We start from the raw sequence: 22,034 nt of genomic DNA, 5'->3' as shown, positions 1-22,034 counted from the left end.
AATTATAATAGATTAATTGTTCTTTGTCAAGTATTTTTAGAACAAATATTGAATTTTATACTTTTATCTAATTTTAATAAGAGTTAAAATTAATAAAAAGTATAATCTAGATATAAATTATATATATGTTTAAAGGATTAAAATTGAGAAGTGATGAAGTAAAGAAAGGCTTTGATAGAGCGCCGCATAGATCGTTATTAAGAGCTACAGGATTAAAAGATGATGATTTTGAAAAACCATTTATTGGAGTTGCAAACTCTTTTATTGAATTAATTCCTGGACACTTCTTTTTAAATAAAGTTGGTGAAATTATAAAAGATGAAATTAAAAAGAATGGTTGTGTTCCATTTGAATTTAATACTATTGGTGTTGATGATGGTATTGCAATGGGTCATGATGGTATGTTATTTTCATTACCATCAAGAGAATTAATTGCAAGTTCAATTGAAACAGTAATGAATGCACATAAATTAGATGCAATGATTGCTATTCCAAACTGTGATAAAATTGTACCAGGTATGATTATGGGTGCATTAAGAGTTAATGTTCCTACTATTTTTGTATCTGGTGGACCAATGCAAAAAGGGCATACTCAAGATGGTACGCCTATTGATTTAGCAACTGCTTTTGAAGCTGTTGGTAAACATGAAGCTGGTGAGATTACAGATGAAGAGTTACATGATATTGAGTGTAATGCATGTCCAAGTGGTGGTTCATGTTCTGGAATGTTTACAGCAAACTCAATGAATACTCTAATGGAAGCTATGGGTATTGCACTTCCTGGAAATGGAACTATCTTAGCTTTAACTCCTGAGAGAGAAGTATTATATAGACAAGCAGCTAAAAGAATTTGTGAAATTGCTTTAGATAAACAATCAAGAGAAAAATTCTTATTAAGAAATATTCTAAATGAAAATGCTGTTAGAAATGCTTTTGCTGTTGATATGGCAATGGGTGGTTCTTCTAATACTGTATTACATATGTTAGCAATTGCAAGAGAAGCAAAAGTTGATTTTAACTTAGAAGATATCAATAAGATTTCTAAAAGAGTTTCTCATATTGCTAAGATTTCTCCATCTTTATCAACTGTTCACATGGAAGATATTAACAAAGCTGGTGGAGTTAATGCAGTTATGAAAGAGATGACTAAACGTGGTGATGATATTTTACTTGATAATTTAACAATTACGGGTGAATCTACTTTAGAAAAAATTTCTGATGCTTATATTAAAGATACTAATATTATTCATACAATTGACAATCCTTATTCTGATGTTGGTGGTTTAGCTATTTTATATGGTAATTTAGCCGAAGAAGGTGCTGTTATTAAAACTGCAGGAATTACAGGAGCTAGAAAACTTACTGGAAAAGCTGTATGTTTTGATGGTCAAGCTGAAGCAATTGCAGGAATTATTGGTAAAAAAGTAACTCATGGTGATGTTGTAGTTATTAGATATGAAGGTCCTAAAGGTGGTCCTGGTATGCAAGAAATGTTAGCCCCTACTTCACTTATTATGGGAATGGGTTTAGGTGATACTGTTGCATTAATTACTGATGGTAGATTTAGTGGTGCTACAAGAGGTGCTTCAATTGGTCACGTAAGTCCTGAAGCTGCTGAGGGTGGAATGATTGGATTATTAGAAGATGGAGATATTATTAATATTGATGTTGATGCATATCTTTTATCAGTAGATTTAAGTGATGAAGAGATTGCAAAAAGAAAAGAGAACTTCAAACCTCTTAAAAAGCCTCTTACTTCAAGCTGGTTAGGACAATATAGATCATTAGTTACAAATGCAAGTAATGGAGCTATGCTAAAAACTGACTTATAATTTTATTAATAAAGCGTTAACTATTGATTGAAAAATAGTTTACGCTTTTACTTTACAATAATTTAATCAAAAAACTAAAAAGGACATATTGTGAAGAAAAAACTTTTATTTGCCTCAACTTTAATTGCAACTCAATTATTTGCTGAATCAATAAATTTTAATATAATGGACAAAAATCCAGAGAGAGTAGCCCCAAATACAAACAATCAAATTTTATCTTTTAATGCTGCTATCAAACAATCATTAAACTCTGTTGTAAATATCTCTACAAAAAGACATGTAGATTCATCAATGGAAAACCTTCCATTACAAATGTTTAATGATCCATTCTTCAAAAGATTTTTTGGAGATCAATTTGGTAATCAATTTAAACAAAATAAAGTACAAAGATCTTTGGGTTCAGGAGTTATTGTCTCTGAAAATGGATATATAGTTACTAATAATCATGTTATTGAAAACGCAGATGAAATTACAGTAACAATTGGAAATGATCCAGCTGAATTTAATGCAAAATTAATTGGTAAAGATTCAGATAGTGATTTAGCTGTAATTAAAATTGAATCAACAAAACTAAAACCTATTAAATTTGGACATTCAAAAGAGCTAGAAATTGCAGATGTTATTTTTGCAATTGGAAACCCATTTGGAATTGGAAGTACTGTAACACAAGGTATTATTTCAGCACTTAATAAAAATAAAGTTGGAATTAATAGATATGAAAACTATATTCAAACTGATGCTTCAATAAATCCAGGAAACTCTGGTGGTGCCTTAGTAGACAGTCGTGGTGCATTAATTGGAATTAATACTGCTATTATTTCTAAAAGTGGTGGAAATAATGGTATAGGTTTTGCTATTCCTGTTGCTATGGTTAAAGATGTTGTTCAAAAACTAGTAGCAGATGGAAAAGTTACTCGTGGATATCTTGGAGTTGCTATTAGTGATTTAGATAAAGAGATGTCAAAAGTTTATAACCATAAAAAAGGTGCTTTAGTTTTAGATGTATCAGTTGATACTCCGGCATCTAAATATGGTGTAAAAAGAGGGGATTTAATTTATGCAATTAATAACAAACCTATTAAAGATAGAACAGCTTTACAAAATATGGTTGCATCATTTAAACCAAATCAAAAAATTGTACTTAATGTAGAAAGAGATAAGAAAGATATTGAACTTACTATAGTTTTAGGAAACAGAACAAGTTTAGTTCATATTCAATCTAATAGTGGAAGAGTTTTAGGTGGTCTTAGATTAAGTGCTATTACAAAAGATATGCAAAAACAATTTAGATTAGCTCCTGATACAAAAGGTCTTTTAATATCAGATGTTGAACCAAAAAGTAAGGCAGAAAAAGTTGGCTTCCAAGCTGGAGATATTATAATTCAAATTGAAGAAATTGAAATTAAAAACTTCCAAAATGTTGAAACAGCATTAACAAAATATAAAAATAAACATAAAAGAGTTTATGTAAATAGATATGGTCAAACTATTCTATTTGTTATAAAATAAAAGGATTTCTCATCATAAAAGTACTAATGATCGAAGATGATTTAGAGCTTGCTCAAATAATCACTGACTATTTATCATCATTTGATATTGAAGTTACGAATACTGATAGCCCATATAACGGGCTATCAATGTTAAGTATAAATAAAGAGTTTAAATTACTTATTTTAGATTTAACGCTACCTGAGATTGATGGATTAGAACTACTTCCAAAAATCAGGGAAAAATCTGAAATACCAATTATTATAAGTTCAGCTCGTGATGATATTTTGGATAAAGTAATGGGATTAGAAAGGGGTGCAGATGATTATTTACCAAAACCTTATAATCCAAGAGAACTTCAAGCTAGAATAAAAACTATTTTAAAAAGAGTAGATCTTCCTGAAATAAAAAAAGAAGAAAACACTTCACCTTTTACTGTAAAAGAAGAAGATATGCAAATATCTTTTAAAGGAATTTCGCTTACTCTTACTCTTGCAGAATATGATATTTTAAAATTACTTATCAAAAGAAATGGTGGAGTAATAGCTAGAGAAGATTTTATCTATGCAAGTGATAGTATTGAAGATGATTCTAGTCTAAAAAATATTGATGTAATTGTTTCAAGAATTAGATCAAAACTATCAAAAATTGATAGTAGTAAAACTTATATAAAATCCGTTAGAGGTATTGGATATCAGTTAGTATGATAAGAAACATCTCTATTTCTACGTTTATTAATATAATATTTTCATTAGCTTTTATAGCTACAGTTATTACATTTTCTTTATTTATTAGTTTTGATAAACAAAAGCATGAGATTAATCAACAAAATAGATATGAACTTATTGCAGAAAATTTTTTAAGTACTTTCCAAAATTTACCAACAGCTGAATCTTTAATAAACCTATTTAAAAAGTTTCAAGTAAGACCTCTTGAAAATAGAGATGATAAACTTAAAATCATTAAAAATGCTCAAGAACTAACAATTACACAGAATTATTTAGGAACATATAGAGTTTATAAATATGATGCTCAATACTATATATATGTACAGCAATATGGCTATAATTTAATGCTTAAAGATATAAGAAATAGTAACTATAGTATGGCGATTATTATTTCAGCCTTTGTTATTTCACTTATTACAATCTTCTTCTTATATGCAATTTTAAAAAGAAAATTAAAACCTCTTAAACTATTAAATAAACAAATAATTGAATTTTCTAATGGAAATAAAGATATAAAAATCAAAGCAATTAGTAATGATGAAATAGGAACTATTGCAAAAAGTTTTAATGAAGCTATTAGACTTATAAATAATCAAAGTAAATCAAAAGATTTATTTATGAGAAATATGATGCATGAACTTAAAACACCTATTACCAAAGCAATGTTTATTGCTGAAACTTTACAGAATGAACAAACAAGAGATAATCTTCAAAGAGCTTTTAAAAGAATGGATGATATTATAAAAGAGCTTGCAACTGTTGAAAAACTTACTTCGGCTAATAGTATGATGTATAAAGAACAAACATCATTTTTTAATATTTATACTAAAACTTTAGAGATTATGATGATTAGTCCTGAGAATATTGCTTCAAAAATAAAAGGTTTTCAATTTGAAGTTGATGTATCAATGTTTTCAATTGCTCTTAAAAACTTAATTGATAATGCAATTAAATTTTCTCCAAATAACAAAGCAATTATTAATGCATCTAAAGAACAAATTGAAATTAGTTCACTAGGTGAGCCTTTAAAGTATGATTTAGATTATTATACAGAAGCTTTTTCACAAGAAGAAAAAAGAAGTGATGGCTTTGGATTGGGATTATATATTGTAAAAACTATTGTAAATTTACATGGTTATAAATTTACCTATCATTATAAAGATGGGAAAAACTACTTTTGCATAAAGATGTAAAAGCTTAAGCTCTTACATCTTTCATTACTTCAAACCAAGAACGATTGAAATGTTTTTTAATATACTTAGCTCTATGAGGAACTATACATCCTGAGCAATTTTGATGAATATAATCATCTCCAATATATTGCGAACCATCTCTTGATTTAATATTACATACAGAAAATAAAGTTCTTCCTTCTTCAGTCTTTTCAAAACCTTCTGTTTTAAATCTAAAGTTTGGACAGGCACAAAGGTAGCAGTTTAAATCTTCCATATCATGGCATTTTTTATTATCTTTATATAAAGGACAGAAGTCTGGTTCATTTTTAACCATATTTTCAAACTTGAAATATTCTATTACCTCATCAACACTTTTATCTTCTAATTTTTTCATTACATTTGCGTGAAGGTTACCTTGTTGGATAAACCACTCGTCATAAGTCATCATAGTACTCCTAAAATTAATACAATTATTATAAATATATCTAAGCGATACTTTAACGAAAGTGTCTTTAAAACATCAGAATTTTCAATGTTTTCTTTTCCAATTCCAAAAAAAGCTTTAGATTTAACCTTTCCAAAATAAGAAGTAGGACCTCCTAGCTTAAGACCTATACTTAAAGCCATAGCAGATATTGGTAATCCAGCATTTGGACTTTCATGTTTTTTCCCAAATTTATAAAACTCAAATAATGCTTTTTTACTCATAAAAAGAAAAGCTATTAAAACAGCTGTTATTCTTGAGGGAATATAATTTACTATATCATCAAGTATTGCAGATACTTTTCCAAACTTTTCGTACCTTTGATTTCTATATCCAACCATAGAATCTAAAGTATTAATAGCTTTATATATAAAAGCTCCAACTATTCCAAAACATAATAAATAAAACAAAGGAGCAATAACACCATCACTCAAGTTTTCTGAATACGTTTCAATTGCTGCTTTATTAATATCTGAATTATTCATATCACTAGTGTCTCTGCTTACTAACATAGATATTTTTTCTTTTTTTATATTTAAATCTTCACTTGATATCACATCTTTTACACTATCATATAACATTTTACTTGCTAAGGTAAAAGAAGCTAAAAAGCCTTGAAATATAATGTTGTCAAAACTAGCTAGGACTGAAGTGATAAGATAAACAATAAAAATCAAAGTTGCTACTAGTATTGCACCTCTTAAAATAGAGTCTTGATAAAATTTCTTTTGAAACCATGAAATATAATCACCCATATATATAATAGGATGCTTCAAAGGAGAGTTAAACTTTAGTTTCTCAAACTCACCAAAGATATTATCAATGATATAAGCTATTAAAGCAATACTATAAAACATCGTCTAAGATTCTTTGAACATCAAGTTTATCTTTCATTGTTTTAACAAAAGTATTAATAGAATTTCTTTTATACTCTTCGAACTTATATCCTATATATGAAGAATTCAACTCTTTAAAATATGAAGTTCTAAACTCATCATTATCAAAGATACCATGAACAAATGTACCTTTAAATTTTTTACATTCATATGATAATGGATATTTTTCACTCATACCATGATGTATTTCAAAACCTTCTATTTGAGTATTAAATAAATCGTATGTTTTCTTTTCTAGTATCTTCTGCTTTTCAAAAGTAATACTAGCAGGAATTTTTCCAAATCCCTCTTCAATTAAGTTTTCATCATTCTCTAATGCGTACTTATCATCTAAAGTTTCAAACATCATTTCATATCCACCACAAATACAACAAATATCTTTTTTGTAGTTCTTAATTTGTTCAAATAGTCCATTTTCTTTTAACCACTTTAAATCTTTTATAACAAGTTTTGATCCTGGAAGTATTACTAAATCAAATTTTTCAAGTGATACATTATAATCCACAAACTCTACAAAAACCTCATCATCACATATTAAAGGTTCTATGTCATTATAGTTACTCATATATGGATATGAAATAACTGCAATATCTAGTTTTTTCTTTTTAGGATTTTGTACAAAGTTTTTTAAAGAAGCTGAATCTTCAAAACCTAAGTTAAATGGGATATATGGTAATACTCCTAAAACTGGTATTTTAAAATCTTCTTCAATAATTCTAATACCTTCATCAAAAAGGGATAAATCTCCTCTAAATTTATTTACTACTACACCTATGATATTGTTTCTTAACTTTTCTGGAAGTAAATGATATACACCATATATAGATGCAAATACTCCACCCTTTTCTATATCTGCTACTAATATAATTTTTGTATTGTATTCGTTTGCTATAAAGATATTAGAAAGGTCTTTATCCATTAAGTTTAATTCAACTGGACTTCCTGCTCCTTCATTTACAATGCAATCATATTTTGAATCTAAGTATTCATAGCACCTTTTAACAGCAGGTTTTAGTAAATCTAAGTCTCTATAGTATTCTAAGACATCTTTATTTGCTACTACTTTACCCTCAACTATTAAAGAAGCTGAACTTCCACGACCAGACTTAAGCAATACTGGATTTAAATGATAAGAAGTTTCTACTCCTAATACTTCACTTTGAAAGTACTGTGCAATTGCTATTTCACTTCCATCATCACATACGTGAGAATTATTTGATACATTTTGTGCTTTAAACGGTGCAATTTTATACCCTAGATCTTGTAGTATTTTTGCTATTACAAATGTGATAGTTGACTTTCCAGCGTCTGAACTTGTTCCTAGTATTGAGATGTTTTTCATCTATTAGAATTCCTATTTTATAAAGTTGTTTATTCTTTTTTGTAAATATTATGGTGTCGTAAGATTTGGCATTATATTGTTTATTATATATATTGTCAAAAATGTAATAAACAATTATTTTTTTAAACTAAACTTAAAATATGTTCTTTTATAATTATTTATATGCTATAGTAATCATTACATGTATTTTTATAAATTATTTTTTATGAAGGATAAATTATGAGAGGACAAAAATACTTACTATTTAAAACATTTGTTCCCTTTGTACTAGGATTTTTAATAATAGGGATTACATCATTTTTATCACTTGATACAATGTACGTAAAATATCAAAATATTAGAACTCAAGAGATTAATCATAGTATAAAAAACATCTACAAAAATAAAATTAATGATAATAATAAACTATATAAAGAACTAATACTAAATATTCAAAAAGACACTAATATTTCAAATGCATTTTTACAACAAGATAGAAAAAAACTTTTTTTACTTACAAAAGATTTATATAAAAGACTAAATAAGAAGTTTGGAATAACTCATTTTTATTTTCATGGTTTAGATGAAAAAATATTTTTAAGAGTGCATAATCCTAAAAAACATTCAGATACGATAAATAGATTTACTCTTAATAATTCAACACTAACAAATAAAGACTCCTATGGCATAGAGTTTGGAATCAGTCATAATCTAACAAATAGATTTGTTTCCCCTTACTATATAAATGGCAAAATAGTAGGTTATTTGGAACTTGGCGAAGAGATTGATTATTTAACACCGTATTTATCAAATGTATTAAATGCTGAAATATTAATTGCCATTGAAAAAAATCTTATAAATTTAGAGAAATTAAAACTTAAGAGTAATTCAAACATAAAAATAAAAGAGTATAGAGAAACAAATGATTACTATATTATTAATTCAACTATTAAATATATGAATAAAGATTTAGTTAATCTAATTGATGGATATTTAAACCTTCAAACTACTCAAGAGAAATCTAAAAGTGAGTATCAAATCGGTGTTATGAAACTATATGATATAAAGAAGAATGAAGTAGGAAAGATTATTGCATTAACAAATTTAGAAAAAGACCAAATGTCACTTGCTAAGTATCAATTTCTTTTGTCAGTGTTTTTATTTATGATAGCCTTTGTAATAATTTCTATATACTACTTCTTTTTAGAAGATGTAACTACAAAACTAAATGAGTCTACTAAAGAGCTTATTGAATTATCTAAAATTGATCAGCTGACAAAACTATATAATAGAAGACATTTTAATGAACAATTGCCAATTGAATTAAAAAAATCTATTAGAAATGAAAATCATGTTTCTTTCCTAATGATTGATATAGATTCTTTTAAATTATACAACGATAACTATGGACATCTAAAAGGAGATATAGTTTTAGAAAAGATATCAAAAGTATTACTCGATTCATTGAAAAGATCATCTGATATTGCATTTAGAATGGGAGGAGAAGAGTTTTCAATATTTATTAGTGAAGAAAAAGGTAAAACAAGTGCTCCTATAATTGCTCAAAAACTAATAGATAGAATAAATAAATTAAATATTGAACATAAATATACTAAGAATAAAAAAGTAAGTGTTTCAATAGGAATAAGTACAAAAAAAGCATCACAAGGTCTTGATATTGATACTTTATATAAAGAAGCTGATATAGCTTTATATGAAGCTAAAAATAGTGGTAAAAATAGACTAGTTATTTATAAAGAAAAAGCTACTTGTAAATAAGCTCTTTTATAATTAACTGTTTGTTTTTAAAAGGATCAATTATTGCCTCTATTTCATCAAAGGTATACTTTAAAGGAAATCCTATTTTGGATAAGGTTGCAGTTGATTCTAGTTTATAAAAAGCTTTGCCATTTACATATAATGCTTTTTTATTTGCTAGTTTTTCTTCAAGCTTAACTATTACAAATATATGTTTGGGTACAAGTACAAAATAAGCTTCATAACCTTTCATTTTTAACATTGAGATTAGAAGATTTGACTTATCATCGCAATCACCAAAGTTTTGTGTTACTACTTGTTTTGAACTTCTTGCTATGCTTTCATTTATTTTATAGGGTATTTTTGTTACAAAATCTAGCATTGATTGTACTTCACATACTTCATTTTTTTGACAATCTTTTGTTAAAAAATTTGCTAGTTTTAAAGTATAATCATCAGTTCTTACTTGGTTTACATAAGTTAAATCACCAATATCAATAAATTGTTTTTTTACTATATAAAAGGAACTTACTATCATATATATTAAATAAATTAAGAAAATAAAAGATAGAAAAAAAGAGAAGTATTTTAAAAACTTGTTTTGAACTAACATATCTCTTCTAATGCTTTTTTAAATATTTGTATTGAAGTTCTTGATTTTACGGCTACTCTTATATAATATTCATCTAAATAATCAAAGTTCGAACAATCACGAATCATAATTTTATATCGTTTTAGTTTTTCTTGTAGTTCTTTTGCATTTATATTTTTTAGTTTCACTAGTATATAGTTTGCTTTACTTTGGTATATTGATTCTACTAAAGATGTATTTTCTAAAACATTTTCTAATTCTATTCTATTTTTAATATTTATTGCTTTTGAAATTCTTTTAAAGTTGATATCATCAAGTGCTGCTTGCAAATAATTTGAATCAAAGTGTGAGAGTTTCCACATAGGTTCAAAACGTTTTAGACTATCAATATTCTTTTCATTTGAAACTATAGTTCCAACTCTAATACCTGCACTTGAATAGAATTTTGTCATAGATTTTAAAATATATAATTTATCATATTTTTTTAAATACTTAATAGCTGAATTTCCATCACAAAAGTCTAAAAAACTTTCATCTATTAAAATAGTGCAATTTTTTTCAATCCAATAGTTTATTAAAATATCTAAATCATAATATGTTCCATCAGGAGTTGATGGATTTACAAAAATTACTAAACTTTCATCTTTTACAGGCAAACTTATATTTTCAAATCTATTAATAGTACGTAATTCATATCCAAAATTTATACATGCTTTTTTATACTCTAAATAAGCAGGTGAATAAATAGTACAATGCTTTAAATTTAAGTGTTTAAATAATGAAAATATTGCAGAACTTCCACCATTAAAAAGCTCAATTTGAGAAGGTTTTACTTTATAATTATTTGCTATTTTTTCATATAATTTATCATATATTGGATAGGCTGAAATATCAAGATTATTAAAGTCAATATTTACTTCTGGTTTTATAAAGTTTATATTTGAAGAAAGGTCAATTATCTCTTTTACTTCACAGTTTAAATCATTAGCAAAACTTTCTATTTGACCACCATGTTCATAAGTTTTCATAAGATTAATGCCAATCCTATATTTAAAAGTATCAATTCTGTATGCTCTAGTGTAAAGCCTAAACAATCTCCATTTACAAAAGAGAACTTTCTATTAAGTACTTTTAATACAAAATAAAAACTTAGCATTGAAATAAATAAAAGAACTATTGCACTTGGAAGTAAATACCAGCATAAGATAACATACACCAAAGTATATAGTTTTAGTTTGCCAACACCTGCACCTTGAAAAGCAAGTGATAAAAAGCTATCTTTACTAAATTTAAAAAATCCTAATAAATACATAAAATTTAATCTTGAAAAAACTAAAACTGTAAAAAATAGAGCATATTGTTCTTCAAATAAAACATAAGTAGAAATACCAACTTTTAATAAAACAAAACAAAAAGCATAAAGTCCGCCAATTGCACCAATAGTTGGGTCTTTCATAATCGCATAAGGATCTTTCCCTGAATATGAAGCAAACCATGCATCAACAACATCACATATTGCTTCTAAGTGTAAAAATCCATAAAGAGCTAAATATACTACAGAAGCTACAAATGCTGCATATAAAGGATTAAAGAATTCACTTAATAAAATATTTAAACCAATTACTAAACTTGCAAGTATTGCTCCTACTAAAGGAAGTAAGGCAAGAGTATATTTATAAGTATCATTATCTATTTTCATCTCTTTTACAAAAACTGGAATAATTGAAAAGTATGAAAGTGCAAAGTAAAAGGCATTTAAAACTTGTTTCATTTTAACTTCTTTGAAATTGAATATTTTACTTCATAAACTTCATCACAAAGCTTTACTAACTCTTGTCCAATAAGTCCTGAAAAATCAACAAATTTCCTAGATTCACTATCAAAGGGAATTACTCCACAAGATACATCGTTTAAAACAAATACTATATTTGCATCTATTTTACAAATATCTTTTAACTGTTGTTTTAAATCTTCTTCAGAAAGTCCAAGATTATTAAAAAGCCACATAGAAACACAATCAACTAAATAAGTATTGTTATCAACTATTACTTTGTTTAAATCTTTTGGCTCTTCAATTGTCAAAAATTCATCAACTCTATCTTCTAAATGTCTGTCAATTCTTGTTTGCATTGAGCTATCATTATAAGAGTTATCATATGTTGCTACATAATATGGCTTTTTATTTTTTGATAATTCAAGTGCTTTTTGTGAAGCAGCACTTGTTTTACCTGATTTTTGTCCACCAAAATATAATACTTTCATTATAGACCTAAAAAGTTTTTAATACCAGTAAATACAATTTGAGCAGATAAAGCTGCTAAAAATAATCCTGTTATTTTAGAAATTACTAAAAGCCCTTGCTTTCCTATTATTTTTTCAAAGATACTTGAACTATAAAGCATAATTCCTATAACTAAAACTGCACAAACTAAGGCTAAACTTCCCATAAGCATTGAAGAAGTGTTCTCAAAAGTTCCACCCATTACAAGTAAAATACCAATAGTTCCAGGTCCAATTGTAATAGGAATAGCAAGAGGTACGACTGCTAAATCTAAGATATCTTTATCTCCAACTTTTGCAGTTGCTTTATTTCCTTGAATTAATTCAACAGCAGATAAAAATAACAATGCTCCAGCTCCAATTCTAAACGCATCTAAAGTTATCCCAAATACATCAAAAATATGAGTACCAAAAAACAGTAAGATTAAACTAGTCACAATTACTGATATTGTAACTTTTATAGCTAGAGCTTTTCTCTCTTTTGCTGTTGCATCATGTGTTACTGTTAAAAAAACTGATAACACAAAAAATGGTGTCATAATAAAAAACATTTTTAAAAAAGTTGAAATAAATAATTCCATTTTATTATCCTAAGAAACTTTCAATTTTTGAAGTTAACTCTTTTTTATTAACACCATTAATAGCAGCATAACATAAAGCAGCGCCACAACCAACACCCTCTTTTGCTTCACCCTCATCGTAAAGTTTTAAAGCAGGATGTAAAGAATCACTAAAATCAAAAGTTGAAGCATACGTATTTATTGGAAAATTTAATTGTTCTAAAAGTGCTTTTATATTTGAGTTTTCATCTTCATCTATCCATTTTGTTGTACAAAGTGCAATATTTGAAGAATCAATTTCTCCTTGCATGCTTTCTAATATAGAGTTAACTATTAATAAAACGGTAGCCATTTGTGTACCACCCGCAAGGATTACTTTTAAGTTTTTTGATGTACTTCCTAAAATAAATCCTGCATTAAAAATAAGCATATTATCACTTACCTTTGATAACTTTGCAAATACATCATCATCTTTTTGAACTCTTTTTAGTGCTTCATTTATTGTACTATTTTTAATATCATTGGGAACATCTTTAAAAGAGCTTGAGAAATAAGCATCGCATTTATAACCTAAAGCTTTTGCACTTGCATTCGCTGTAGTTGTTCCACTTGGAACTGATTCAGCTAAAATTACATAATCATCACTTGACTCATAGTTTGTTCCAAATTCAAGACCTTTTTGGAAAATTTCCATTGCATTTATTTGTGCACCATCATCAATTCGTACACTTGGGTTTATTGCAAAATCATGTATTTTAAAATAGTTAAGTTGGGGTTTTACTTCTAGTCCTAAATCTAATATTTCAAGATTTGAAAAAGGTTTTAATTCGTGAACTGCTCTTGTAATTAAAGCAGGTGTTGGAACACCTTTAGGAGTTTGAGCAATATCTTCTAAAGATCGAACTGTTTTTAAACATAAAAATTCTGCATCTAAAGTAGGTGTTAAATATAGTTTGCCAGGAATTCCAGCTTGAGAGATATTTGGTATTTCACAAGTTTTTGTAACACTTCCAGCTAATAAAAAAGTTGCTTTCTTACCTCTTAAGTGCTCAAGAAAATCTACACTTCCTAAAATAGTATTAAAGTTCATTTGAACCCTTTATATAATTTTTAGGAAGTATAACAAATATGTGCTTATTTAAAATATTTATTTACAATTTCAAGAAAATCTTTAGGGTTTTTATATCCTACAATTTTTGAAGCTTTTACTTCTTCATTATTTTCATTCCAAAATATTAAACCAGGAGGTCCTACTATTCCATATTTTGCTTGTAATGCTTTATCTTCATCATTGTTTTTTGTTACATCAGCTTTTAAAAGAGTAAACCCTTGAAGCTTTTTGATTACTTCTGCATCTTTAAATGTAATCTCTTCTAACTCTTTACATGAGACACACCAGTCAGCATAAAAATCTAACATTACAGGTTTAGATGAAGCAGCAATTGCTAAATCTAACTCTTTGATATTCTTAATATAAGAAAACTTTACAGCTTGAGTTTGAGAAACAACTCCTGAAGCATTTGTAAATTTTTCAAATGGTTTTAAAGGATTTGTAGCTCCTGAAATCGTTCCAAAAAATAAAGCAACACCATAAAGAAATATTATTGCAGTGATTGTTTGAGCTAAAATATGCTTATATACATTTAAGTAAATTGCAGCTCCTAAAAATAAAGCAGACCATAAAAACATAACAATACTTGCATCTAATACTCTATCTAACATCCATACGGCTATTGCTAACATTATAATACCAAATACTTTTGATACAGAATCCATCCAACCACCAGGTTTTGGCATGAACTTTCCAGCACCAAGTCCAATAAGTAATAAAGGCATTCCCATTCCAATACTTAATACAAATAAAGCAAGTCCACCAAGAACTGCATCACCTGTTTGACCTATATAAACTAAAGCACCTGCAAGTGGAGGAGCAACACAAGGTCCAACTATAAGAGCTGATAAGAATCCCATAATTGCAATTCCAACAACTCCTTGTTTTTCTTTTCCATCAGTTGATTTATTTATTTTATTTTGAATACTTTGAGGTAATTCAATTCTAAAGTAACCAAACATAGAAAATGCAAGAGCTACAAATACAGCTGCGAATACCGTTAATACATATGGATTTTGAAGTGCTACTTGTAAATTTGCTCCAAATAATCCTGCAATTACACCTGCTATTGTATATGCCATTGCCATTGCTAGTACATAAATAAGTGAAAGGAAAAACCCTCTTCCTGCTGTCATTTTCTCATTTTGAGAAGCACCAACTATTATTGAAGATAAAATTGGAATCATTGGAAAAACACAAGGTGTGAATGAAAGTAATAATCCAAAGCCAAAGAATGTAGCTAATACTAATAGCATATTTCCTGTTTTTAAAGTATTTGCAATTGTATCTGTTTCATTTAATTCAGTATCAACAACTGAAGTATCTGTTTTAGTAGTGGATTCATTTGTACTTGTAGAGTTTAAATCTAAAGTATACTTATCACTCATTGGAGCATAACAAAGCCCAGCTTTTGAACATCCTTGGAACTTCACTTCTATTTCATAAGAAGAAGAATCAACTTTTGATTTTAATAAAGAGAAAGGAATTTCGATATTTTGATTATCAAAGTGAACAATAAACTCATCATACTCTACAGGTTCAGGAATATTAACTTCTTCTGTAATTTCAATTTTAGAAGGTTTAGTAATAAATACTTTTAATTTATCATCATAAAGATATATATTTTTTCCTAAATTTAAAGAAAAAATCACTTTATCATTTTGTTTTATAAACTCTTTTTTAAAAGCTTCATCTGGTTCTAAAAAATCTTGTTGTAGCTCTAGTGAAAAGGCATAAAAGCTCATAAAAAGTAGTAATAATATTTTTTTCATTTAAAGTCCTATAAAATGTTTTGTCTATTATATTAAAATTTTGTAAAGAGTTTGTTAATTAATCATTTTAACAAAAACAAATATAAGATTTTATTATATATAACTCTAAGTAATTTATGTTAAAATTCTATTTTAACATAAGGATAAATATGAATGAATTAGTAGATTTACAACCTAGAATAGTAGAAAAAATGATTGATGATAATATTGTAATGATTGATGTAAGAAGAGAAGATGAATTTAAAAGAACAGGTATAATAAAAAATGCTCATCTTATGACATTTTTCGATGAATATGGAAATCATGATATACAAAACTGGATGAAAGAGTTTGAAAAAATAGTAAGATCAAAAGATCAAACTTTTGTATTAATCTGTGCACATGCAAATAGAACAAGAACTATAGGAAATTTCCTAATCGAGCAAGGATATAAAAATACAGCTCACTTATTTGGTGGAATGGCTTTATGGCAACAAGAATTAAGAGAAACTACTAAATATATAGTTTAGTAGTTTATTACTTTTCTATCTGAGTCTATCCACTCATCAATTCCACCATCAAGATACATTACATTATTTATTTTCTTTTCTAATAGTTTTGCTGCTAAAGTTTTGGCAACTTCACCTTTTTTTGATATTAAAACAAAAGGTCTATTCTTATCTTTTATTAGCTTTATTAAAGTATATAACCATTTTTCTTCTTCTTTTTCATTATAAGTTAATCTATAAGAATTTGGAATAATACCAGTAGTCTTCCATTTACGTTTATCTCTAATATCTACTATTATAATATGGTTTTCGATATAAACTTCTAATTCATCAACAATAATAGGCTTATTTTCTTTAGCATTTAAAGAAAGTAGAAGGGAAGAAAGTAAAGAGATAAAAATAAGTATTTTTTTCATGTTATCACCTTTTAAATTTTATAAAAAATTATAACTAAAAAAAGTTTCTAAAAAGTAAACGTAAGAAGATAAATCTTCTTACTTAAAGTATTTTAATTATGCGTTTTTTTTGTCTTCACTAGCTTTTTGTAAAATTGCAATAACTTCATCTAAATTTTCATACGGAATATGTGATTTCCATTGAATATCTGTACCATTTAAAGAAACACCTATACTTACTATATCTGATGTATCTTTTCCATAAGGTTCTGTAACATTTGAAACTGAAATAACACCTTTTTTTGTACCTGCTAATGGTAATGAACCAAGCTCTGTAATTGTAGACATTTTATACCCTTATTATTTAATTTTTTTATTCTTTAATTTTACAAAAATAACCTTTTGTTTAATTAAAATTATTCTATATGAGGATCAGGTTTCCCTAAATGGAAACCTTGGAACTCATCAACTCCTAAATCGCTAACTAAATCAAACACTTCCTGTGAATGTATAAACTCTGCAATAACTTTTATATTTAATGCTCTTGAGAACTCTATAATAGATTTTACCATTTCAAATGAGTTTTTATCCGTATCAATATTTTTAATTAAAGAGCCATCAATTTTTATATAATCAGGTCTAATTTTTAAAATATGTGCAAAATTTGAATATCCTGTTCCAAAATCATCAATTGCAATTTTTATACCTTGATTTCTATATTTTAAAATAAAATCTTCTAAAATAGTATAATCAGAGATATGATCACTTTCTAATATTTCAAAAACAATTCTTTCTTTATTTACACTATCAATTTTATCTAAATTTTTATCTAATGATTCAACAAAATCTACATCTAGTATATCTTTAAAACTTAAGTTAAATGATATTTGCTTATCAGTTCTACTTAAATCAGATAATGCTTTTGAAATTACTTGATTAGATAATTGTAAATACTGTTTTGTTTTAACAGCAACATCTAAAAATAAATATGGAAGTAAAAAGACTTCTTTTCCTTCATCATCTAAATCTTTTATCCTCATTAGAGTTTCATATTTAACAATCTCTTTATTTCTATTAAATATAGGCTGATAAAATGGAGTTACAGTATTATCTTTTAATGCACATTTTATTTTTTCTCTCCAGAAGATTGACTTTTTAATAACTTCTTTCGTGTCAAGTTCATTATTATAAACAAAATATCTTTGATTTGTTTTTTTTGCCTTTTTAAGTGCAATTCCAGCTGTCTTAAGTGGTTCTTCTTGTGCTATTGAAATACCTAGTGTAATATCTATAAAAATTTCTATATCAAGCTCTTTTACAATTACAGGTCTATTTTTAAACAATGTTGATAACTCACTAATAAACTGGTCATATTTAGAAAAGCCCATCATTCTTTTATCAGTAACACTAAAAACATTACCATGAATTCTATGCACTGTTACATTATATCTACTGCTAAACTCATTTAAAATATTTGCTGTTTCAATTAAAACTAAATTCCCTGTTGAGAAACCATATAACTCATTAATATCATCAAAAGAATCAATATCAACTAAAGCAATCGATACAAAATCTGAATCTTTAATATCTTCTTGAAGAGCATATCTATTTTTTAAATTAGTTAATTCATCATAGTAAAGTTTGTTAGTAATTTCTTTTGTTTTCTGTTGAACATGGTCATCTAATGTTTTTCTATTAGTTTCAACTTGGTCAAGAAGGGTATTAAACTGATTGGCTAAAAAACCAATTTCATCTTTTGATTTTGGTGTTGCTTCAAACTCATTCGTTTCAACATGAACCTTTTGAACTTCTGATAACATCTTATTAATTGGAGCAATAACTTTTACAGTAATAAAAATACCAATTATTGCAAGTACAACAAATAGTAAGATTGAAATATTTAAAATTAAAGCATTAATTCCCTCAACATAAGTAGAAAAATCTTCTCTATAAATTGAAGAAACTATATACCAATCTAAGTTTTTATTATATTCAACCCATGAAATTTTTGGATAAACATAATTATAAGCATCATAAGGTTTATTCCATAAATACTCAAAAGAACTTCGGCTATTATATGATTTTTTTATTTCTTCTAAAAAAAGTTTATTTTGCGTGTTTGGAAGAATTAATTTAGAAATATTTTTGGTTTCAAATTCACTACTTGCATCAATTATAACTTTACCAGAACTATCAAAAATATATATCTGTCCTGTTTTTGCTAAGGTAACACTACTTAATAGTAACTCTACATCTTTAATTAATAAATCTTTATTTTCAGAATTTCTTGATTTACTATTTATAATTGAGACTACTTTATTAAACTGTAATCTTTCATTTTTTATTTCTGTATCACTTAAGTAATTATTTACTTTTGGTGATAGAAAAAATACAACAAAGAAAAGATAGCCAAGTAGAGCAATAATCAGCATCCACCCAATTTTTAGAAAGATTTTATTATTCATTATTTTTCCAATTTCAAATTAATTTAAATTATAACAAAATTATTTTTTGTTATTTATTAAAATACTATATTTCTTTAGCAATCATTTGTCCAAATCTTACATCTTTATTTAATAAATTCTCAAGTTCAATACTTCCTTCTTCCCATAACATAACAACTGTTGAACCCATTTTAAAGTAACCTAGACAATCTCCTTTAGAGATTTCTAAACTTTCATATTCATATACTTTTAATTCTGATGTATCAAGATTAGTTTCAACTCTTGGTTCAAATTCAAATACCATTTGACCTACATTTAAAGCTCCAACAAATACCATATAAAATAGCTTTCCATTCTTTTCACATTCAATAATAACTCTTTCATTTTGTACAAATAAATCAAGTTCTTTATTTAAATATTTTAAATTTACTGGGTATAATTTTCCTGGAACATGAACAAGCTTTTTAAGTTTAAAATCACTAGGAGCATGATATCTATGATAATCTTTTGGTGAAAGATAAAAGTTCATAAAAGAACCATTTTTCATTTTTTCTAACTTATCATTACAATAATAAGTTAATAAATCTTCAACACTATACTCCATACCTTTTATTTGTAAGGCAATATCATCTTCGATTTTTCCACACTCTGTAATAAAACTATCTGTTGGAGATACAATTACATTATTTTCTTCATTTATTTCTCTTGAAATCTCTAGTTTTCTTGTAAATAAAGCATTTAAAGATTTATAAAACTTCGGATTTTTAAATTCACTCATATTTAAACCTAAAAACTTAACATATCCATTGTTAATGATTTTTTGAATAAATGATGGGAACTCTTTTTTAGCGAACTTTCCAAAGTTTTGAGAAATTAAATTTGTAATGTGCATTTTTTTCCTTTTATATTATTAATTATTATATTTTATCTAGATTTACTTCTTATATGGCTTTAATAAAAAATAAGTGATTTTTGGCTACCCTAAAATTTAAATTTATATAAGATATCAAGGACAAATAAATGTATAAAATTATTGTTTCAAACCAATGTGCTTGTTTTAAAAAAAGCAGTTTAGAAAACAATTTAAAATTTCAATCAAAAGATGAAGCACTATTAAAAGCAATAGAAATGAAAAATACTATGAATAATGATTTCTGTAAGAAACACGAATTTGATTTACAAGAAATGTATAACAATTTTGTAATTAGTTTTTATTCAGATGCAAGAGATAATTGTTGTGGAAATGGTTGTTGTAGCTAATAGATTTTAATCTATTACTACATCATTTGGGATTAACATAAAAAGTCTTCCCTCTTCTTTCATTAAACCAGCTAACTCTCTAGCATCTTTACCATATCCAAAAAAATAATCTGCTCTAATTTCACCTTTTATTGCACCACCTGTATCTGCTGCAATTACTAATTTATTTATAGGCTCTTGAGTTTTAGGATTTGTTGTTTCTAAAAAAACTGGCATTCCTAAAGGAATATATTTTCTATCAACTGCGATGTTTCTTTTTGCAACTAAAGGAACATTTAAACTTCCTGTTGCTGTTTGTTCTTTTTCTACAAAGAAAACATAGCTTTGATTATAGTTTAAAACTTCATCTATTTTGTCTTCATTTTGTTTTAAAAAAGCTCTTATAGTTTGTAAAGATACTTCTTCTTTTTCTAAATGACCATCATCTATTAACTTTTTACCAATTGAGCTATATTTTCTACCATTTTGATTAGCATAACCAATATTTATTAATTCATTACTATCTAGTAATACTCGACCTGAACCTTGAACTTGAAGAAAAAATAAATCAATAAAATCATCTACATAACAAATAATATCAAAATCATTATCTTCTTCTATTTCAGCTCGTGTATCATAAGGTACATATCTTCCATTTTTTATTTTTGCTTTATATCTAAACTGTTTAAAGTGAGGATATTTCTTTTTATTTTTAATTGTTATCAAATCTTTTGGAGTTTTATAAACAGGATATTTATAAATATCTGTTTTAATACGACTACCTTTTAATAAAGGTTCATAATAACCAGTGATTAAGCCCTTGTCTCCGGTATTTGAAACTAATACTTTAGGTGTGAAATTATTTGTAAAAAATGATTTTCCATTTGTTGAGTTATAAGAATTATTGCAAACATCTTTAAATAATTCTTTTTTACTAGATTTTTCACAAGCTTTTTTAAAAACCTCTAAAGCAAGATTTAAATCATCATCATAAAATCCATTTAAATAATCAAAGGCAGTTTTTTCTTTTTCAATACTTTGTTTTGTGATAGTTTTTTTAGGAATTTCTTCTTGTTTTGTAGAACATCCAATAAATAAAAGTGTTATAAGTAGTAAGGTTAAATAATTTTTCAAGATACTAATCCCAAGTTTTTTGGAAATTATAGCAACTTACAGATTACATCCTGCACTAGACATTTGATGAACTTCTTTTAATCCACAAGCACTACATCTAAATTCTATTTCATTAACCCCTGAACAACCATGATTTTTTAGAACTTTTGCTTTTATTACTTCTTGTTTAAATTTTGTTTGTGTAGTTTCATCAAAAAAAGTTTTTGCTTTTTCTCCACAGCTAGGACATTCCCCACTATTTAATTTAGCTTCTCTTGTTTTTTTACTTTTAAAATATTGTAATACTGAGAATATTACTATTAAAAAAGTTAGTAGTAAAAATATTATTGTTTGCATG

The 22,034-nt window shown here is 26.5% G+C and carries 23 protein-coding genes; 7 read left to right on the top strand and 16 right to left on the bottom strand.

Annotated features, from left to right (window positions below; translation table 11 throughout):
- The first annotated feature begins 143 nt into the window (after positions 1-143).
- The 4 genes from ilvD to GBG18_RS05795 all read left to right on the top strand — a co-directional run bounded on the left by ilvD (position 144) and on the right by GBG18_RS05795 (position 5,241).
- Complete coding sequence (gene ilvD / locus GBG18_RS05810; RefSeq protein WP_152189247.1) at positions 144-1,832, top strand: dihydroxy-acid dehydratase; 1,689 nt, start codon at positions 144-146, stop codon at positions 1,830-1,832.
- A 90-nt stretch (positions 1,833-1,922) separates the two neighbouring features.
- A complete protein-coding gene (locus GBG18_RS05805) occupies positions 1,923-3,341 on the top strand; it encodes a Do family serine endopeptidase (RefSeq protein ID WP_152189245.1) in 1,419 nt (472 codons plus the stop codon).
- 11 nt (positions 3,342-3,352) lie between these two features.
- The gene (locus GBG18_RS05800; protein ID WP_193311082.1) at positions 3,353-4,027 is read left to right on the top strand and encodes a response regulator transcription factor; all 675 of its coding nucleotides are present in this window, start codon (positions 3,353-3,355) and stop codon (positions 4,025-4,027) included.
- Positions 4,024-5,241: an ArsS family sensor histidine kinase gene (locus GBG18_RS05795; RefSeq protein ID WP_152189241.1), complete on the top strand. Its 1,218-nt coding sequence runs from the start codon at positions 4,024-4,026 to the stop codon at positions 5,239-5,241. The genes GBG18_RS05800 and GBG18_RS05795 overlap by 4 nt, the downstream gene beginning before the upstream one ends.
- A 4-nt stretch (positions 5,242-5,245) precedes the next feature.
- Here the strand turns inward: GBG18_RS05795 and GBG18_RS05790 are convergent, their stop codons facing one another.
- From GBG18_RS05790 to GBG18_RS05780, 3 genes are read right to left on the bottom strand one after another with little or no spacing between them, the layout of a single operon-like run.
- Positions 5,246-5,668 (bottom strand): hypothetical protein, encoded by a 423-nt coding sequence (locus GBG18_RS05790; protein WP_152189252.1) that lies wholly within the window; start codon positions 5,666-5,668, stop codon positions 5,246-5,248.
- Positions 5,668-6,564: an adenosylcobinamide-phosphate synthase CbiB gene (gene cbiB / locus GBG18_RS05785; protein ID WP_152189239.1), complete on the bottom strand. Its 897-nt coding sequence runs from the start codon at positions 6,562-6,564 to the stop codon at positions 5,668-5,670. Before cbiB ends, GBG18_RS05790 begins: the two co-directional genes overlap by 1 nt.
- Entirely contained in the window at positions 6,554-7,945 is a 1,392-nt protein-coding gene (locus GBG18_RS05780) for a cobyric acid synthase (protein ID WP_152189237.1), read from the bottom strand. Before GBG18_RS05780 ends, cbiB begins: the two co-directional genes overlap by 11 nt.
- Positions 7,946-8,164: 219 nt before the next feature.
- Here GBG18_RS05780 and GBG18_RS05775 point away from each other — a divergent pair, with 219 nt between their 5' ends.
- Positions 8,165-9,703 (top strand): sensor domain-containing diguanylate cyclase, encoded by a 1,539-nt coding sequence (locus tag GBG18_RS05775; RefSeq protein ID WP_152189235.1) that lies wholly within the window; start codon positions 8,165-8,167, stop codon positions 9,701-9,703.
- On the opposite strand, the gene GBG18_RS05770 is transcribed toward GBG18_RS05775, so the two are convergent.
- The 7 genes from GBG18_RS05770 to dsbD are packed head-to-tail and all read right to left on the bottom strand — an operon-like array spanning position 9,690 to position 15,997.
- Positions 9,690-10,295, bottom strand: a complete 606-nt coding sequence (locus tag GBG18_RS05770) for a transglutaminase-like domain-containing protein (protein WP_152189233.1) — start codon at positions 10,293-10,295, stop codon at positions 9,690-9,692. The genes GBG18_RS05775 and GBG18_RS05770 overlap by 14 nt on opposite strands.
- Positions 10,289-11,302, bottom strand: a complete 1,014-nt coding sequence (locus GBG18_RS05765) for a pyridoxal phosphate-dependent aminotransferase (protein ID WP_152189231.1) — start codon at positions 11,300-11,302, stop codon at positions 10,289-10,291. The genes GBG18_RS05770 and GBG18_RS05765 overlap by 7 nt, the downstream gene beginning before the upstream one ends.
- Entirely contained in the window at positions 11,299-12,045 is a 747-nt protein-coding gene (locus GBG18_RS05760) for an adenosylcobinamide-GDP ribazoletransferase (protein WP_152189229.1), read from the bottom strand. The genes GBG18_RS05765 and GBG18_RS05760 overlap by 4 nt, the downstream gene beginning before the upstream one ends.
- On the bottom strand, positions 12,042-12,536 hold the full coding sequence (locus GBG18_RS05755; RefSeq protein WP_152189227.1) for a bifunctional adenosylcobinamide kinase/adenosylcobinamide-phosphate guanylyltransferase: 495 nt from the start codon (positions 12,534-12,536) through the stop codon (positions 12,042-12,044). Before GBG18_RS05755 ends, GBG18_RS05760 begins: the two co-directional genes overlap by 4 nt.
- Positions 12,536-13,135, bottom strand: a complete 600-nt coding sequence (locus tag GBG18_RS05750) for a MarC family protein (protein ID WP_152189225.1) — start codon at positions 13,133-13,135, stop codon at positions 12,536-12,538. The genes GBG18_RS05755 and GBG18_RS05750 overlap by 1 nt, the downstream gene beginning before the upstream one ends.
- Before the next feature lie 4 nt (positions 13,136-13,139).
- Positions 13,140-14,204 (bottom strand): nicotinate mononucleotide-dependent phosphoribosyltransferase CobT, encoded by a 1,065-nt coding sequence (gene cobT / locus GBG18_RS05745; RefSeq protein WP_152189223.1) that lies wholly within the window; start codon positions 14,202-14,204, stop codon positions 13,140-13,142.
- A 44-nt stretch (positions 14,205-14,248) separates the two neighbouring features.
- Positions 14,249-15,997, bottom strand: a complete 1,749-nt coding sequence (dsbD, locus tag GBG18_RS05740) for a protein-disulfide reductase DsbD (RefSeq protein WP_152189222.1) — start codon at positions 15,995-15,997, stop codon at positions 14,249-14,251.
- A gap of 149 nt (positions 15,998-16,146) precedes the next feature.
- Between dsbD and GBG18_RS05735 the strand changes: the two genes are divergently transcribed.
- Positions 16,147-16,506, top strand: a complete 360-nt coding sequence (locus tag GBG18_RS05735; RefSeq protein WP_152189220.1) for a rhodanese-like domain-containing protein — start codon at positions 16,147-16,149, stop codon at positions 16,504-16,506.
- Here GBG18_RS05735 and GBG18_RS05730 read toward each other — a convergent pair.
- From GBG18_RS05730 to GBG18_RS05715, 4 genes are all read right to left on the bottom strand, one after another.
- On the bottom strand, positions 16,503-16,901 hold the full coding sequence (locus tag GBG18_RS05730; RefSeq protein WP_152189218.1) for a rhodanese-like domain-containing protein: 399 nt from the start codon (positions 16,899-16,901) through the stop codon (positions 16,503-16,505). The genes GBG18_RS05735 and GBG18_RS05730 overlap by 4 nt on opposite strands.
- Positions 16,902-16,997: 96 nt before the next feature.
- The gene (locus GBG18_RS05725; protein ID WP_152189217.1) at positions 16,998-17,228 is read right to left on the bottom strand and encodes a hypothetical protein; all 231 of its coding nucleotides are present in this window, start codon (positions 17,226-17,228) and stop codon (positions 16,998-17,000) included.
- A gap of 68 nt (positions 17,229-17,296) precedes the next feature.
- A complete protein-coding gene (locus GBG18_RS05720) occupies positions 17,297-19,345 on the bottom strand; it encodes an EAL domain-containing protein (RefSeq protein WP_152189215.1) in 2,049 nt (682 codons plus the stop codon).
- Positions 19,346-19,409: 64 nt separating this feature from the next.
- Positions 19,410-20,216, bottom strand: a complete 807-nt coding sequence (locus tag GBG18_RS05715) for a phosphatidylserine decarboxylase (protein WP_152189213.1) — start codon at positions 20,214-20,216, stop codon at positions 19,410-19,412.
- Between the two features lie 128 nt (positions 20,217-20,344).
- Between GBG18_RS05715 and GBG18_RS05710 the strand changes: the two genes are divergently transcribed.
- Positions 20,345-20,584: a hypothetical protein gene (locus GBG18_RS05710; protein ID WP_152189211.1), complete on the top strand. Its 240-nt coding sequence runs from the start codon at positions 20,345-20,347 to the stop codon at positions 20,582-20,584.
- A gap of 6 nt (positions 20,585-20,590) precedes the next feature.
- Here GBG18_RS05710 and mltA read toward each other — a convergent pair whose 3' ends face one another.
- The gene (gene mltA / locus GBG18_RS05705; protein ID WP_152189209.1) at positions 20,591-21,697 is read right to left on the bottom strand and encodes a murein transglycosylase A; all 1,107 of its coding nucleotides are present in this window, start codon (positions 21,695-21,697) and stop codon (positions 20,591-20,593) included.
- 36 nt (positions 21,698-21,733) lie between these two features.
- On the bottom strand, positions 21,734-22,033 hold the full coding sequence (locus tag GBG18_RS05700) for a hypothetical protein (RefSeq protein WP_152189208.1): 300 nt from the start codon (positions 22,031-22,033) through the stop codon (positions 21,734-21,736).
- Position 22,034 lies beyond the last annotated feature (1 nt).

It is taken from the genome of Poseidonibacter ostreae (genome assembly GCF_009208075.1).
GTDB classification, from domain to species: domain Bacteria; phylum Campylobacterota; class Campylobacteria; order Campylobacterales; family Arcobacteraceae; genus Poseidonibacter; species Poseidonibacter ostreae.
Note: the sequence above shows the minus strand (reverse complement) of the source record. Positions and strands in the feature narration are given on the sequence as shown.

Excerpts from the sequence above, each read along its gene's own strand:
- GBG18_RS05765 (WP_152189231.1), bottom strand. The coding sequence starts at position 11,302 with ATGAAAACTTATGAACATGGTGGTCAAATAGAAAGTTTTGCTAATGAT.
- GBG18_RS05795 (WP_152189241.1), top strand. The coding sequence starts at position 4,024 with ATGATAAGAAACATCTCTATTTCTACGTTTATTAATATAATATTTTCA.
- GBG18_RS05780 (WP_152189237.1), bottom strand. The coding sequence starts at position 7,945 with ATGAAAAACATCTCAATACTAGGAACAAGTTCAGACGCTGGAAAGTCA.
- GBG18_RS05730 (WP_152189218.1), bottom strand. The coding sequence starts at position 16,901 with ATGAAAAAAATACTTATTTTTATCTCTTTACTTTCTTCCCTTCTACTT.
- GBG18_RS05775 (WP_152189235.1), top strand. The coding sequence starts at position 8,165 with ATGAGAGGACAAAAATACTTACTATTTAAAACATTTGTTCCCTTTGTA.
- GBG18_RS05790 (WP_152189252.1), bottom strand. The coding sequence starts at position 5,668 with ATGACTTATGACGAGTGGTTTATCCAACAAGGTAACCTTCACGCAAAT.
- GBG18_RS05720 (WP_152189215.1), bottom strand. The coding sequence starts at position 19,345 with ATGAATAATAAAATCTTTCTAAAAATTGGGTGGATGCTGATTATTGCT.
- GBG18_RS05715 (WP_152189213.1), bottom strand. The coding sequence starts at position 20,216 with ATGCACATTACAAATTTAATTTCTCAAAACTTTGGAAAGTTCGCTAAA.
- cobT (WP_152189223.1), bottom strand. The coding sequence starts at position 14,204 with ATGAACTTTAATACTATTTTAGGAAGTGTAGATTTTCTTGAGCACTTA.
- GBG18_RS05700 (WP_152189208.1), bottom strand. The coding sequence starts at position 22,033 with ATGCAAACAATAATATTTTTACTACTAACTTTTTTAATAGTAATATTC.
- GBG18_RS05725 (WP_152189217.1), bottom strand. The coding sequence starts at position 17,228 with ATGTCTACAATTACAGAGCTTGGTTCATTACCATTAGCAGGTACAAAA.
- GBG18_RS05755 (WP_152189227.1), bottom strand. The coding sequence starts at position 12,536 with ATGAAAGTATTATATTTTGGTGGACAAAAATCAGGTAAAACAAGTGCT.
- GBG18_RS05710 (WP_152189211.1), top strand. The coding sequence starts at position 20,345 with ATGTATAAAATTATTGTTTCAAACCAATGTGCTTGTTTTAAAAAAAGC.
- GBG18_RS05770 (WP_152189233.1), bottom strand. The coding sequence starts at position 10,295 with ATGTTAGTTCAAAACAAGTTTTTAAAATACTTCTCTTTTTTTCTATCT.
- cbiB (WP_152189239.1), bottom strand. The coding sequence starts at position 6,564 with ATGTTTTATAGTATTGCTTTAATAGCTTATATCATTGATAATATCTTT.
- GBG18_RS05750 (WP_152189225.1), bottom strand. The coding sequence starts at position 13,135 with ATGGAATTATTTATTTCAACTTTTTTAAAAATGTTTTTTATTATGACA.
- GBG18_RS05735 (WP_152189220.1), top strand. The coding sequence starts at position 16,147 with ATGAATGAATTAGTAGATTTACAACCTAGAATAGTAGAAAAAATGATT.
- dsbD (WP_152189222.1), bottom strand. The coding sequence starts at position 15,997 with ATGAAAAAAATATTATTACTACTTTTTATGAGCTTTTATGCCTTTTCA.
- GBG18_RS05760 (WP_152189229.1), bottom strand. The coding sequence starts at position 12,045 with ATGAAACAAGTTTTAAATGCCTTTTACTTTGCACTTTCATACTTTTCA.